This window comes from Halogeometricum rufum (assembly GCF_900112175.1).
GTDB classification, from domain to species: domain Archaea; phylum Halobacteriota; class Halobacteria; order Halobacteriales; family Haloferacaceae; genus Halogeometricum; species Halogeometricum rufum.
Map to the genome: position 1 here is coordinate 1,525,200 of NZ_FOYT01000001.1, position 13,184 is coordinate 1,538,383.

The window sequence follows — 13,184 nt, forward strand, 5'->3', positions numbered from 1 at the left end:
GTGGTTGCGGGGGCCCAGAGTTGACCGTTTCGACCTGCGTCGGCCTACCCGGCGGCGACGCGCGGGGCACCGGCCGTCGTCCCGGCGGGGGCGGCGACGCGCGACTGACTGTCCCGTTGCGTCTCCGGCGGGAACCGCTGGCTGTCGACGAACTCGACGGTCACCGTCGGCTCCCGGTCGGTCTTCGACGTTATCCGGTCTCTGATGCGCCGGGACAGGTCCGGATACGTCTCGTCGGCCGGCGTCCGGACGGTGACGGTCACGGCTTGGGACTCCGCGAACGGCGGCCCCGGGTTGAACCCGGCCTGCACGCCCACGAGTTCCAGGTCCTCGTACCCCCCTCGGTCGAGCGTCTCCTCGACGGCGACGTTCGCGTCCCGTTCGAACCCGATGTGCGTCGACAGCACGCCGCCGGCGGCGGCGAACAGGACGAGGAGGGCGACGGCGACGGCGATGGACGACCCGAACCGCCGGAGCGAGACGTTCGCGAACAGGTCGTCCGCGTCCCACGCGTCGGGGCGGTAGCCGAGGTACCAGAAGACGGCGACGCCCGAGACGTGTATCGACGCGGCGTTCACGACGAGGAGGACGAACGCCCCGAGCGCGATGGAGGGCTGTCCCCAGACGATACCGATGCCGACGGCGGCGGCGGCGGGGATGAGCGCCGCCGCTATCATGACGCCGACCAGCGCGGCGGAGATGCCGGTCGCTATCCCCACGGCGCCCGCGGCGCCCGCGCAGACGCCGATGACGAGGGAGAGCAACCCCGGCGAGATTCGCTGGGCTATCTGTGCGGTCGTCGACGGGCGTAACGAGGGCGGCAACAGCACGCCGCTCTTGAGGGCCAACCCGAACGCCGCGGAGCCGAGGATGGCGAGGCCGAGGCCGAGCAACTGCGTCTTGAACCCCTCCAGAATCATCTCGCGTTCGGTGAGCACCGTGCCGACGCTGGCGGTCAGCGCGGACCCGACCAGCGGCGCGATGACCATCGACCCGACGACCAGCGCCGGCGCGTCGAGGAGGAGGCCGGCCGTCGCGACGATGGCGCTGAGCGCGGTCAGCGTGTAGAAGGTGAACGCGTCTGGGAGGAGGCTGAGCGCCTGCGACCGGAGTTCCTCGACGGCGATGCTGCTGTCCTCTTCCTCTCCGACCACGAACCGCTCTTCCACCTCGCCCATGTTCTCCGAGAGCGCCGACGTGGCGTCGGAGACGACGGTGAACGCGTGTTCGTCGTGGCCGGCCGCGTCGAACTTCTCGAAGACGATTTCGACGGCCTGTTCGGGTATCGGGAACTCGACGACGAACAGGTCGCTGCGACCGCTGGCCTCCCGGTAGACGATGTAGTCGATGTTCTCGGACTCGAGGACGTCGACGACGCCGTCTCGGTCGTCTTCGTGGATGAGCGTCCGGACTAACCTCACTCCCACTTCCAACGAGCGAACGACGGTTAAGTCGTCTTGCCGTCGTGTCAGCCCGTACCGACGTTCGGCACGCCTCCTCGGTCCGTCCGCCGCCGAGGAGAGGTTTACTTTCTAACGCTCTTTTCCCTCAGAAGATGACGTTAGCAACCTATCTCTGCTACTGTGCGAACATTTTATGACTCTGGGGGCGCATTAGTGCCAGTATGTCTCAGTCAGAACCGCCGTCGGAGATAGCGTACTCGTGGGACGACCCGGACCGCTGTCCGTTCTGCATGACGGAGTTGGCCGACCCGGGCGCGGGGTTCGTCGAACACCTCGACGACAGTCCCGTCTGCGAGAGCGGGTTCGAGACGTGGCGCACGTCCGTCGCCGACGACATGCGCGGCGAGTGGTCCGGGTAGTCGGACCCCTGGTCTCCGAGCAGGACTCGACCGGGCGGGACGCGAGAAACCGACACTGCCGCTGAACGGGGCGCACCGATGCCGGGACTCGCGTCCCCTAGCCGACCCACACGTCGGCGAAGGCGTCGAAGAAGTCCGACCCGGAGTTCACGAGGACGTGGTCCGCGCGGAGCGTCGTCGCCCGGTCGGAGATGGCTTCGACGTGCGACTCCAGTCGGTCGTGGTACTGACCGGCCAACGCCCCGCCGAAGTACGACCGGCGGGAGTCGCCCGACTCGGGGTCCTCGAAGATGGTGTCGCCCGTCACGTCGGGGTCGAGTTCCTCCGGCGCGAGCGTCTGGACGAGGATGACGTCGTTGTCACCGAGGGCCGCCACGGCGGACTCCACGTCGTCGGGGTCGGTGAGGAAGTCGCTGACGACGACGACCAGCGAACGGGAGTGGATGGTGCTGGCGTACTCCTCCATGGCGCCGACGAGGTCGGCGCTTCCGGCCAACTCCGCCTCGTTCAACAGGTCCACGACGCGCAGCAGGTCGCCGTGGTTCGACCGTCCGGTGTCGAGGCGCGTCGGCCGGTCCAGAAACGTCGAGAAGCGGAAGTCGTTGTTCTCCTCGACGGTGAGGTAGGCGAAGCCCAGTCCGATCTTGGCGCCGAACTCGAACTTGTGGGCGTCGCCCTCGCCGAAGTCCATCGACGCCGAGGTGTCCACGAGGACGTGGACGGTGAGGTTTCGCTCCTCCTCGAACTGCTTGACGTAGAACTCCTCGGTCCGGGCGTACACGCGCCAGTCGATGAGACGGGTGTCGTCGCCCGGCGAGTACCGGCGGTAGTCGCTGAACGTCAACCCCTCGCCGACGCTCCGGGACTCCTGTTCGCCCTGCTGGACGTCCTCGGAGATGCGCTTCAGCGAGGCGTCGAACCGCTCCAGTTCGGCGAAGAAGTCCGGGTCGATGGTCATTATGCTTGGTCGACGAGTTGTCGGACCGCGTCGTCCGGCGTCGTCCCCTCGCGTTCGGCGCGGAAGTCCAGCAGGATGCGGTGTCTGAGGATGGGCGGGGCCATGTCGACCACGTCCTCCCAACTGACGTGCGAGCGACCCGCGAGGAACGCGCTGGCCTTCGCCGCGAGGACGAGACCCATGCTCGCCCGCGGACTCGCCCCGTACTCGACCATCTCGGCCTCGCGCGTCGAGCGGACCAGTCTGACCGTCCGGTCCCGGATGTCGTCCGCGATGGGCGTCTGTCGGACGTACTCCTGTGCGCGCTGGAGTTCCTCGCGCCCGAAGACGCGTTCGACGTCGGGCGCCTCGACCTCGCCGGTGTAGCGGTTCACTATCTCGAACTCCTCGTCCTCCGTGGGGTAGTCCACGACGATCTTCATCAGGAAGCGGTCCGTCTGCGCCTCCGGCAGCGGGTAGGTGCCGCCCTGGTCGATGGGGTTCTGCGTCGCGAGGACGAAGAACGGCCGGGGAAGTTCGTACGTCGCGCCGGCCGCCGTCACCTGCTGTTCCTGCATCGCCTCCAGCAGTGCGGCCTGCGTCTTCGGCGTCGCGCGGTTTATCTCGTCGGCGAGGACGATGTTGGCGAACACCGGCCCCTTCTCGAACACGAACTCCCGCCCCTCCGCGGACTCGCGGATTATCTCGGTCCCCGTGATGTCCGACGGCATGAGGTCCGGCGTGTTCTGGATGCGGGAGAAGGAGAGGTCCGTCACCTCGGCCATCGTCCGCACCAGCGTCGTCTTCCCGAGGCCCGGGTTCGACTCCAGCAGGGCGTTGCCGTCGCAGAGGATGCAGACCAGCAGTCGCTCTACCACCTCCGACTGGCCGACGATTCGCTTCGCTATCTCGCCGCGGACGCGGGACAGTTTCTCCTGCACTCGGTCGATGTCGTCTGGTGCCATTGTCGTCTCAGGTGTCGTCTTCGTCGTCTTCGTCGTCTCGCTCGCGTATCTGCAAGTTGTACTCCCTGATGAGGTCGGCGTCCTCGACGTTCTCGGCCTCGGCGTAGCCCGCCTCTTGGCTCTCGACGGCCGCGTCGGCGAACCCGCCGTCGTCGTAGGCGGAGGGCGGAGCGGTCGACCCGCCCTGCCCCTCGCCGCTTCCGGTCCCCTGGACGGAGGCGTTGATGCTCTCGTCGCCGGCGGAGACGTTCTCGGCGTCGCCGAGAATCTGCTCGCCGTCGCGGAGTTCCTCGTCCTCGTCGCTCGGGTCTTCGGTGGGTCGACCCTGCGGGCCGTCGTCGCCGCCGCCGTCGAACGTGTCGGTCAGGTCGAGGCCCACGACGGCGACCTGGATGCTGGCGAGGCTGACGACGACGACGAGCAACGCGGTGACGACGACGCGACGGGTGCCGACGAGTTCGAAACTCGACGTGCCGCGCAGACCGTCGAGGACGTCCTCGTAGAGGCGGCGGGCCATCGCCGAGTTCGCGCCGTGGTCCACGCTGTCGCGCGCGGTTCGGAGCGCCTCCCGCACCGACGGGTTGGCCGACTCGAACTGCTCGACGAGGGGTCGTCGCGTCCGCAGGAGGAACTCCGCGCCGAACGCGACGACGCCGAGGGCGAGGCCGACCAGCGACGCGCCGTGAATCGTCCGCGGGACGACGCCGGCCGTCCCGGCGACGGACGCCGGGAGCCGAATCGCCGCGGCCAGCGACTCCGGCCGGAACAGGCGGAGCAGGAGGTTGACCGCGAGGGCGACGAGGGCGGCGTCGAGGGCGGCGTAGAGGAACGCCACCTTCCGCCCCTCGCGGCGGACCTCCGCGAGGGCCGCGCGCATCCGGAGCGTCGAGTTGTCCGTCTCGGCGGCCGCGGCGTCCGTCTCGACGGGGTCGGCGTCCCTCGCGGCCGTCCGGTCCCCGCTCTCGCCGTCGGTCGCCGGGTCCGGGTCGGTCCCCGGGGCGGCGTCCACTGCGTCCGTCTCCCGCGCGTCGGCGGCGTCCGGGTCGGTTCCGGAGTCGCCGTCCGTCTCGCCGCCGAGGGTCACGTCGAACCCCGCGTCCTCGTCGAACTCTCGTTCGTCGGGTTCGTCGCTCATCAGCGACACTCCGACGGGACGGAGCCGTTTTGCGCGTCGGCCAGGTCGTCACACACCGAGTCGAGGTCGTCACGCAGGTCGCCGTTCTCGTCCTGCAGGTCGTCCACTCGCTCGGAGAGGTCCTGGTTCTCGTCTTCGAGGTCCGACACGCTGCTCTCTAGCTCCTCGTTCTCCTGTTCGAGTTCGCTCACCCGGTCTTCGAGGTCCGAGATGGTGCTCCGCGCCTCGTCGAGGTTCTCGCGGACGGCCTCCAACTGGTCGCGGCTCTCCTGCAGCGACGCCTCGGTCTCCTCCAGTTCGCTCTGCGTCTGGTTCAGCAGCCGTTCCGTCGACTCCAACTCGGAGGCGACCTGCCCCACGTCCCCCTCCGTCTGCTGGAGGCTCTGGTTCAGGTCCGCGACGCGTTCCCGGAGTATCTGCAGTTCGGTTCGCGCGTTCTCCAGTTCCTGGCGAAGCTCCTCGTTCCGGTCGCGCAACTGCTCGTTCTGCGCCTCCAGGTCGCTCGCCGACGACTGATAGACGACCGTCGCGCCGACGGTTCCCGCGAGGAGGAGGGCGACGACGGCGACGACGGCGAGGTTGATGGGGCGGCCGATGAAGCTCATGTCAGGCCTCCTTCACCCGCGGTACTGCTCCGACGGACTTGAACCCGCCGGTAGACGACGTCGAGGGTGAACGACGCGAGTGCGACCACCAACAGGAGCCACGTCCAGTCGGTGCGGACCGAGCGCACCCGCCGGGACTGCTCGCGGGTGAACTCGGCTATCGCCTGCCCCTGACTCGCGGTGAACTCCCGGCCGCCGGTTCCCTCCGCGAGGTCCGAGAGCGCCGGGTCGGGGCCGAACGCGGCGTACTCCTCGCGGTAGTTGGCGGCGTAGGCCGCGTCGAGCACCTCGTGGTAGCCGACTTCGTCCGGCGTCACCGTCGCTCGGAACGTCTCGTCGCCGACCTGTCGGAACGACACGCTCTCGACGGACGGCCGTTCGGTCCCGCGGTACGTCACCGTCGTCGGGGACCCGACGCGGGTGTCGGGGATGCCGACGATGCCCGTCGCCTTCCGCTCGGGGTCGCCGATGACGTAGTTCGTGGACTTCGTCAGGAGCAGCGAGTCCGGCCGGCCGAGGAGGCCGTCGAGGCTGCCGTCTGCGCCGTACGTCGTGATGGTGGCGACGCGCCCGAGGCCGTAGCGCCACGTGGCGACGGCGGGCGACCCGTCCTCGGTGGCGACGAGGAACTCCGCGCCCCGCCGGATGGAGACGTCGTTGCTCGAACCGGGGTTCGCCGTCAGGCGCACGCCCGAGGTGATGAAGGAGTTCGGGTCCACGATGGTGAGCCCCTCGCCCTCGTACGACTGCGACCCGCCGAACAGGATGTTGAGGCGGTTCGTCTCCGTCGCGCGGAAGTAGCTCCCGCCGGAGGCGCGGGCGATGGCGCGGAGGTTCCCCTCGTTGGGGTTCTGCCCCGCGCCGATGGCGATGACGCGCTTGCCCTGCGAGCGGAGGCGGTTGGCGTAACTGATGGACGCCTCGGGTCGGTCGTGCCCGTCGCTGATGAGGATGACCGTCCCCGGGTCGTCGCCGAGCATCTCGCCCGCCCCGCGCAGGCCGCCGGCGATGTCCGTCGCGCCGCCCGCCTGCAGTCGCCGAACCTGGTCGGACAGTTGCTCGCGGTTGGGTCCGAGCGGTCGCCTGTCGGCGACGCGGTAGGCGCGCTGGTTGAATCCGACGATACCGACTTCGTTCTCGTCGCCGAGTTGCTCCAGCGCCGAGAGGGCGACGGCCTTCTGGACGCGCATGCCGCCCTGCGCGCTCCCGGAGACGTCGACGGCGAGGACGATGTTCGTGGACTGTCCCGTCCCCTCGCCGGTGGTGACGGGGAGCATCGACGCCAGCGACGAACTCTCGTAGTCGCCGTTCTCGAAGGAGTTCGGCCCGCCGACGACGAGCAACCCGTTGCCGTCGATGACGAACTCCTGCAGGGCGTCGACGTCGCCGACGCGCCCCGCGGGCATGTCCTGCATCACGACGGCGTAGTACGGCGAGAGGTCCTCCGGCACCGACGAGCGCCGTTCCACGTCGTACACCTCACGCAGGTAGCTCTCGAACGGGTACGACCGCTCTGCGACGTACAGGACGGTCGGCCGGTCCACGGCGCGGACCGTCTTGCGGAAGGCGTCGTTCTGGTCGAACTCGTCCACCGAGGAGATTTCGGCGGTCACGCGGTGCGTCCCCGTCTCCGAGAACGTGTACGAGAACTCCCGCGCGGCGCTGGCGTTCCGTATCGTCGTCTCCAACACCTGCTCGCCGTCCACCTCGACGGTCACCTCCGTCGGCGAGTCTATCTCGACGCCGCCGACGCTGACGAGGAACGTGCTCTCGACGCCGACGCTCGTCTTCGAGGGGCCGTTGACGGTCACGTACCGCTCCGTCTCGGCCGGTTCCGGCGAGACGACGGAGACGGTGGCGTTCAGCGACCGGGCGAGTTCCGTCACCTCGGGGAGCGACCGCCCCTCCGTCACCCGGCCGTCCGAGAGGAGGAGGACGCTCCCGTTCTCGCGGAGGTTCGCGGCCACGCCGTCCCCGACGGGCGAGGCGTCGCCGCTGGCGATGGTCGTCGTCGTCACCGGTACGCCCGCCTCTTCGACGGCCGACGCGAGGCGGTCCGCACGCTGCGGGGCGACCCCGGTGCTGTCGGAGCGGTCCACGAGGAGGTTCACGCGGGGGTCGCCGAGCGTCTCGGTGGACTGGACCGTGTACGGCCCCGCCGCCGCGACGACGAGGAGGAGGACGGTGAAGACGCGGACGGCGAAGAACCACCGCCGACTCCGCGTCGAGGCCGTCCCCGACGCGCGGTACCAGACGAGCGCCCACAGCAGGGCGACGCCGACGGGGAACGCGAGCAGGAACAGCGGTCGCTCCAGCCCGACGGTCAGCCCCGACGGGAGTTCGTAGCCGACGGCCGACCCCGAGGGGAGTCCGAAGCCGACCATCAGAGGTCACCCCGTCTGCGCAGGTAGGCGACTTCGAGCACGAGTCCGCCGACGACGGCGAGTGCGACCCACTCGGTCAGCGGGTCGGGGACGGTCCGCTCCTCCTCGCGCGTCGCCACGCTCCCGTTGCCCGCCGCCTCGATGTCCGGGGCGACGACGGCCGACTCGGGTTCGCTCAGGAGCGACGCGCTGTACCGCGTCCCGCCGGCCTCGTAGAACCCGGCGTCGTCGAGGCGAATCGACGAGGCCGTGACCGCGCCGTCCGGCGTCGTGATGGCCGTCTCGTTGCCGAACGACAGTCGGGTCCCCGTCTCGACGTTCAACTCCGAGAGCGGCGGCCGACCCGCCAGGTCGTAGACGGCGCGCTTCCAGAACACCGGGTACTGATAGTTGTACTTGAACGACGAGGAGTCCTCGATGTAGCCGTAGTAGAGGATTCGGCCCTCGCCGCGCTGGGCGGTGGCTATCAGCGGCGTCCCGTCTGCCGTCCGCACCACCGGGCGGCCGTCGCGGAGTTCGCCCCTGACGTACAGTTCCGGCGGCGGGAAGTCGACGTTCCGCGTCAGTTCGGTCTCGGCCGGTTGGGCGAGCGTCGGGTTCGTCGCGGTGCCGTTCGGCGAGACGAGGAGCAGGTCGCCGTACCGCGTCGGCATCGGGTCCTGTGCCTGCACGACGACGCCCCCGCCGTTCTGGACCGCCTCGCGGCCCGCCTCCAGATGGCTGGAGAGCAGACGCTCGGCGTTCACGTTCGAGTAGACGACCACGTCGTAGTCGCCGCTCACCGGCGTCGGCGGGTTGGTCACGGTGAGTTCGACGCTGTCGATGACCGACAGCGCCGTCGTGAGGTAGCGGTTCTCGTCGTTCGTCACCACGAGGACGTCCACGACGGCGTCCGACGGCGCGGCGACGTACGAGACGTCGTCCGTCGGGAAGTCGTCGCCCGGCGAGAGCCGAACGGTCCCGCCGCTTGCGGGTATCTCGAACGTCAGCGACCGAACGTCGCCCGGACCGAGCGACAGCGACTTCTCCTGCCCGCCGAGCGAGGCGGTCCGCGTCACCGAGGCGTTGCCGTAGTTCTTCACGGCCACCGTCACCTCGTTGCCGGAGAACGACCGGTCGACGACGCCGACGTTGCCCTCGCCGCCGGCGGCGAACTGCCGGAGTTCGACCGAGAGGCCGCGGGCGCGGGCGACGCGGACGGCGTCCTGCCACGCGCCGTCGTCGGCGAAGTCGCTCACGACGACGATGCGGGACTCCTCGCCCGCGATGGACGACGCCGTGGAGATGGCCGAGCGGAGGTCACCGGCCGCGGCCGTCGGCGACAGGCCCGAGAGGACGCTCCGCGCCTCGTCCGGCGGGCCGCCGCGGAGTTCCACTGTCGGGTTCGCCCCGGCGACGACGACGGAGGTGGTGCCGGTGACGGCCGTCTCCGCCTCGTCGACGGCGCGGGCGAACCGCGTCTCGCCGCCGGACTGGACGGTCATGCTGGCGCTGGCGTCGACGACCAGCACCGTCTCCTCCACCGTCGAGGACTCCGAGACGGGGGCGTACGGCGTGGCGAGAGCCGTCGCGAACAGCAGTATCGCGAGCAGTTGCAGCAGCAACAGCACGCTCCGCTTGAGTCGCTCGAACACGGGGTTCGACTGGTCCTCGCGTCGGTCCTCGGTGAGAAACCGGAAGGTGGGGAACTGAATCGTCCGCGGGTCCGGGCGGATGAGATACAGGATGATGATGGGAATCGCGGCCGCGAGGGCGGCGAATCCCAGCGGGGTGAGAAAGACGTCGGAGAGGGCCATCGACAGAGTAGCGGACCGCACGCCTATTGGGTCTTTTCCAATTGGGCGACAGGTGCAACGAACGTTCACGAACCGGCGAATGTGCTACGGTCTCGCGTGCCGGGAGGGAAAGGCGTTACTCGCCTCGGTGGGACGGTCCGACCGAGATGGTCGAACGAGTGTCCGTGTCGGACCTGCCCGACACGCCGAACCCGACGAGCGGGAAGAAAGAGGTCGACGAAGCGGTGGGCGCGGAGGCGTTCGGATTCAACGTCTACGAGGTTCGCCCGGGCGAGCAGATTCCGTGGGGGTACCACTCCCACCCGGACCACGAGGAACTGTTCTACGTCCTCGCGGGAGCCATCGCCGTCGAGACGGAGGAGGGGACCGTCCGCGCCGAGAGCGGGGACGCCGTGTTCGTCGCGCCGGGAGAGAAGAATCGCGCGCACAACGACGGCGACGAGACGGCGCGCGTCCTGGCCGTCGGCGCGCCGAAGGACGCCGACGGCGCGGAGATAGCCGAGGAGTGCCCCGCCTGCGGCGCGGTGACCGGCCGGACGCACGAGGCCGTCGAGACGGCCGACGGCGAGGTGTACGTCCTCTCCTGTGCGGCGTGCGGAGCGGAAGTCCGGCGGTTCGGCGCCGGCCCCGACGACGACTGAGCGCTCGTCGCCTCCGGCGGTCGGTGTCGGTGGCGACATCGGCGTCGGCGTCGACACCGACGCGCCGGCGACGGCGAAACGGGTTCGCGTCAGGCCCAGTTATGGCCCCGCGCGTCGTAGCCTCTCACATGCGCGTGGAGCTAGACGGGACGGGGCTGGAACTGGACGAGTCGTACCTCGACGCCGACGAGGAGACGATTCGAGCGCAGGTCCGCGAGTACGAACGCGGCGATCGGACGGCGTTCGACCTCTCGGTCGCGTACCCCGACTCGTTCACCGGTCGGGTGATGCGGGCGATGTCGGAGATACCGTACGGCGAGACGCGGACGTACGGCGAACTCGCGGCGGCGCTCGAGACGAGTCCCGTCGCCGTCGGGCAGGCCTGCGGGCGGAACCCGGTACCCCTCGTCGTCCCCTGCCACCGCGTCGTCGGCGCGGACGGGAGCCTCGTCGGGTTCTCGGGCGAGGGCGGCGTCGAGCAGAAGCGACGGTTGCTGGCCGCCGAGGCGTCGGGTCGGCAGACGGAACTCGCGGCGTTCGAGTAGCGCGGGAGGAACCCGGGCCGGGTCCGCCGCGCCGGCGGGGCGGTGTCAGGTCTGGTGGCCCGTCGGGGGGATTCGGCCCGCGCCGACGTATCATCTGCGCATATATTCCATTCTAACAGAAACATTTTATACCGGACAAACTTGTTAGTGAACCGATGCCAGTCCGGCCCGTCGATAGAGATGTGCTCTCGGATATCTGCGGAGAGATCGCGCAGGACAACTGCGGGTTTCTCTACGTGGACCGTGCGAAGGACCGAATACAGTCGGAGTACGAGTCCGCCGACAAGAGTATGCTGAAGGCCGGTTCGGTGACGGCGTCCAGCATCGAAGAGACGTTGTCGGACCTCGCCGCGGACGACGCGTTCGAGTTCGAACGGTTGCGTCCGCGAGCGTACTACATCTCCCCGTTCGGGGGCGGTGGTCTGGAGAAGCAGATAATGAGTACGCTGACGACGCTCTTTCGCACGCAGATGGTCGTCACCGCGGAGGCCATCCGCGACGCGTTCGACATCGCTCACGACGACCTGGCGTTCTTCACCCGCGAACTCAGGAACCGACGGTTCGTGATGCGAATCGCCGCGGGGAACCGCGAATACTTCACGGTGGGCGGCTACCTCGAGGAGGAGACGGACGAACCCGGACTGACCGACAAACTGGAGACGAAGAGCTTCTCCGGGAAGATTTCACACGAGCAGTTGGAGGACGCCATCGCCGTTTCGGCGACGTCCGACGTGATCAACTACCTGCAGAGCGAGGGCTACATCGTCGATTTGGACGGCGAGTACCTGGTCTGTTCGGCCCTCGACGAGTTCACGCGGGGGGTCACGAAGGAGATCTCCGACGACGTCGTCGAGGCTTTCGAGGACGCCGGGTACGCGATGCCCCGTGACGAGTACGACAGCCTCGTCGAAACCCGCGTCACAGACGTGTCGTCGGTGCTGGATGCCTCGCGGACCGTCCACGACGACACGCTGTCGGAGACGAGGGTGTTGAACAGCGTTCGCGAGAACCTCGAATCCGGATACGACATCCGCGTGCGAGACGGCGTCGCCGTCCACGCGGACCCGCTATCGGAGGTGGTCGAGGACTACGCGTCGGACCTCGTTCGACAGTCGATGGCGAATGGGGGGGCGGCGACGCCGTCCAGTGTGATGGAGGACGTCGACGCGGAACTCGACGAGTTACATCTGGCGTCGACGGAGGCCGGGAACGCGCACGTACGAGACCAAATCCGGGAGGCGGCGGCGGAACGGGCCAACGCAGCGTTCGAGACCGAGTGACACAACCGACACAGCATGAACAACTTCGATTCATTCAACAGAAAAGAGACCGAGTACGGGACGTTCGTCATCGCGCAACCGAAGACGACCACGGGGGACAAAGAGCCCGTTCGACTGGAGGCGTCGATAGTCGAACGGAACGAGGACGAGGACATGGTGGGGAACTGGGAACCGGTCATCGGCGAGATGGTCGGCGCCCGTCTGGGCGACGTTCTCTCGATGGACGAGGCCGGAAGCGCGTCGCTCTCTCGCACCGACGTGGTGGAGGCCGTCACGGAGAGCGACAACACCTCGACGACCACCGAGTGGGAGTCTGAGGCACTCGTCGAGTTCTTCGCCTCGGAGAACATCCTCGACGTCGAGGGCAAGGAGGTGACGGTTCTCAGCGCCCTCGACGACGTCGAGAGCACCGACGCGCCCATGATCAACAACTGGGCGGCGACGGTCGACGCCTGCGCCAACCGCATCGAGACGGCGGTCGAACAGGTCGAGAAGGCCAAAGAGCGCCTCGAAGAGCGGGGATCCGACCAGAACCGCCGAGAGATAATCGAGAAGAACCAGCAGAAGGCCAACGAGTACAAACAGGAGATCGGCGCACTGCTGGACGGGCGACTCCCCTCGGACCTCCCGCCGGAGGAGCACGAGCGATTCGTCGACCTGCGCGAGAAGTACCACACGTACGAGAACAACGTCACCGCGATGGAGAACGAGATCACCGACGCGACGAAGACCGAACAGTTGGGTGACGTCATCGAGCAACTCGAACATCTCCAGGAAGTCCTGTCGGTGAAGTCCAACGAGATGCGCGAACTGGTCGTCCAGAAGAACACAGACATCACCGGCGTCCTCGACCAACTCGACGCGCTGAAGAACCTCGTCAGCACCATCGGGAACACCGTCCCGACCGAGACGCACATGCAGGAGCAGTCCGGCGACGAGTTCGCAGAGGACCTGTTCGGGTCGGAGACGTTCCAACAGACGACCGAGGACGCGGAGACGCTCCAGACCGGGGGCAGCCTCGCGGAACAGGCCACCGTCGCCGAAGAAGTGAACTGACCCGCCGATGCGTGCCTC

Annotated in this window: 12 protein-coding genes; 5 read left to right on the top strand and 7 right to left on the bottom strand. The window is 68.4% G+C overall.

The window, feature by feature from the left end:
- Positions 1-44 precede the first annotated feature (44 nt).
- Positions 45-1,421, bottom strand: coding sequence for a TIGR00341 family protein (locus tag BM310_RS07955; protein WP_089806266.1), 1,377 nt, complete (start codon positions 1,419-1,421; stop codon positions 45-47).
- A 203-nt stretch (positions 1,422-1,624) separates the two neighbouring features.
- On the opposite strand from BM310_RS07955, the gene BM310_RS07960 reads away from it, so the two are divergent.
- Positions 1,625-1,822 (top strand): DUF7501 family protein, encoded by a 198-nt coding sequence (locus tag BM310_RS07960; RefSeq protein ID WP_089806268.1) that lies wholly within the window; start codon positions 1,625-1,627, stop codon positions 1,820-1,822.
- A gap of 97 nt (positions 1,823-1,919) precedes the next feature.
- On the opposite strand, the gene BM310_RS07965 is transcribed toward BM310_RS07960, so the two are convergent.
- Genes BM310_RS07965 through BM310_RS07990 form a run of 6 tightly spaced genes read right to left on the bottom strand, consistent with a single transcriptional unit; the run spans position 1,920 to position 9,644 of the window.
- Positions 1,920-2,780 (bottom strand): DUF58 domain-containing protein, encoded by an 861-nt coding sequence (locus tag BM310_RS07965; protein ID WP_089806270.1) that lies wholly within the window; start codon positions 2,778-2,780, stop codon positions 1,920-1,922.
- Positions 2,780-3,724: an AAA family ATPase gene (locus tag BM310_RS07970; protein WP_089806272.1), complete on the bottom strand. Its 945-nt coding sequence runs from the start codon at positions 3,722-3,724 to the stop codon at positions 2,780-2,782. The genes BM310_RS07965 and BM310_RS07970 overlap by 1 nt, the downstream gene beginning before the upstream one ends.
- A 7-nt stretch (positions 3,725-3,731) precedes the next feature.
- Positions 3,732-4,859: a DUF7502 family protein gene (locus tag BM310_RS07975; RefSeq protein WP_245778445.1), complete on the bottom strand. Its 1,128-nt coding sequence runs from the start codon at positions 4,857-4,859 to the stop codon at positions 3,732-3,734.
- Entirely contained in the window at positions 4,859-5,464 is a 606-nt protein-coding gene (locus BM310_RS07980; RefSeq protein ID WP_089806274.1) for a hypothetical protein, read from the bottom strand. Before BM310_RS07980 ends, BM310_RS07975 begins: the two co-directional genes overlap by 1 nt.
- Positions 5,461-7,848: a VWA domain-containing protein gene (locus BM310_RS07985; RefSeq protein ID WP_089806276.1), complete on the bottom strand. Its 2,388-nt coding sequence runs from the start codon at positions 7,846-7,848 to the stop codon at positions 5,461-5,463. Before BM310_RS07985 ends, BM310_RS07980 begins: the two co-directional genes overlap by 4 nt.
- Entirely contained in the window at positions 7,848-9,644 is a 1,797-nt protein-coding gene (locus tag BM310_RS07990) for a vWA domain-containing protein (protein ID WP_089806278.1), read from the bottom strand. The genes BM310_RS07985 and BM310_RS07990 overlap by 1 nt, the downstream gene beginning before the upstream one ends.
- A 146-nt stretch (positions 9,645-9,790) precedes the next feature.
- On the opposite strand from BM310_RS07990, the gene BM310_RS07995 reads away from it, so the two are divergent.
- The 4 genes from BM310_RS07995 (at position 9,791) to BM310_RS08010 (ending at position 13,166) form a co-directional block, all read left to right on the top strand.
- The gene (locus BM310_RS07995) at positions 9,791-10,285 is read left to right on the top strand and encodes a cupin domain-containing protein (protein ID WP_089806280.1); all 495 of its coding nucleotides are present in this window, start codon (positions 9,791-9,793) and stop codon (positions 10,283-10,285) included.
- A 128-nt stretch (positions 10,286-10,413) separates the two neighbouring features.
- Positions 10,414-10,830, top strand: coding sequence for a methylated-DNA--[protein]-cysteine S-methyltransferase (locus tag BM310_RS08000; RefSeq protein ID WP_089806282.1), 417 nt, complete (start codon positions 10,414-10,416; stop codon positions 10,828-10,830).
- Positions 10,831-10,985: 155 nt separating this feature from the next.
- Positions 10,986-12,110: a hypothetical protein gene (locus tag BM310_RS08005; protein WP_143105129.1), complete on the top strand. Its 1,125-nt coding sequence runs from the start codon at positions 10,986-10,988 to the stop codon at positions 12,108-12,110.
- A gap of 15 nt (positions 12,111-12,125) precedes the next feature.
- Positions 12,126-13,166, top strand: a complete 1,041-nt coding sequence (locus BM310_RS08010; RefSeq protein ID WP_089806286.1) for a hypothetical protein — start codon at positions 12,126-12,128, stop codon at positions 13,164-13,166.
- The last annotated feature ends 18 nt before the right edge of the window (positions 13,167-13,184 follow it).

Excerpts from the sequence above, each read along its gene's own strand:
- BM310_RS07960 (WP_089806268.1), top strand. The coding sequence starts at position 1,625 with ATGTCTCAGTCAGAACCGCCGTCGGAGATAGCGTACTCGTGGGACGAC.
- BM310_RS07980 (WP_089806274.1), bottom strand. The coding sequence starts at position 5,464 with ATGAGCTTCATCGGCCGCCCCATCAACCTCGCCGTCGTCGCCGTCGTC.
- BM310_RS08000 (WP_089806282.1), top strand. The coding sequence starts at position 10,414 with ATGCGCGTGGAGCTAGACGGGACGGGGCTGGAACTGGACGAGTCGTAC.
- BM310_RS07995 (WP_089806280.1), top strand. The coding sequence starts at position 9,791 with ATGGTCGAACGAGTGTCCGTGTCGGACCTGCCCGACACGCCGAACCCG.
- BM310_RS07985 (WP_089806276.1), bottom strand. The coding sequence starts at position 7,848 with ATGGTCGGCTTCGGACTCCCCTCGGGGTCGGCCGTCGGCTACGAACTC.
- BM310_RS08010 (WP_089806286.1), top strand. The coding sequence starts at position 12,126 with ATGAACAACTTCGATTCATTCAACAGAAAAGAGACCGAGTACGGGACG.
- BM310_RS08005 (WP_143105129.1), top strand. The coding sequence starts at position 10,986 with ATGCCAGTCCGGCCCGTCGATAGAGATGTGCTCTCGGATATCTGCGGA.
- BM310_RS07975 (WP_245778445.1), bottom strand. The coding sequence starts at position 4,859 with ATGAGCGACGAACCCGACGAACGAGAGTTCGACGAGGACGCGGGGTTC.
- BM310_RS07990 (WP_089806278.1), bottom strand. The coding sequence starts at position 9,644 with ATGGCCCTCTCCGACGTCTTTCTCACCCCGCTGGGATTCGCCGCCCTC.
- BM310_RS07965 (WP_089806270.1), bottom strand. The coding sequence starts at position 2,780 with ATGACCATCGACCCGGACTTCTTCGCCGAACTGGAGCGGTTCGACGCC.
- BM310_RS07970 (WP_089806272.1), bottom strand. The coding sequence starts at position 3,724 with ATGGCACCAGACGACATCGACCGAGTGCAGGAGAAACTGTCCCGCGTC.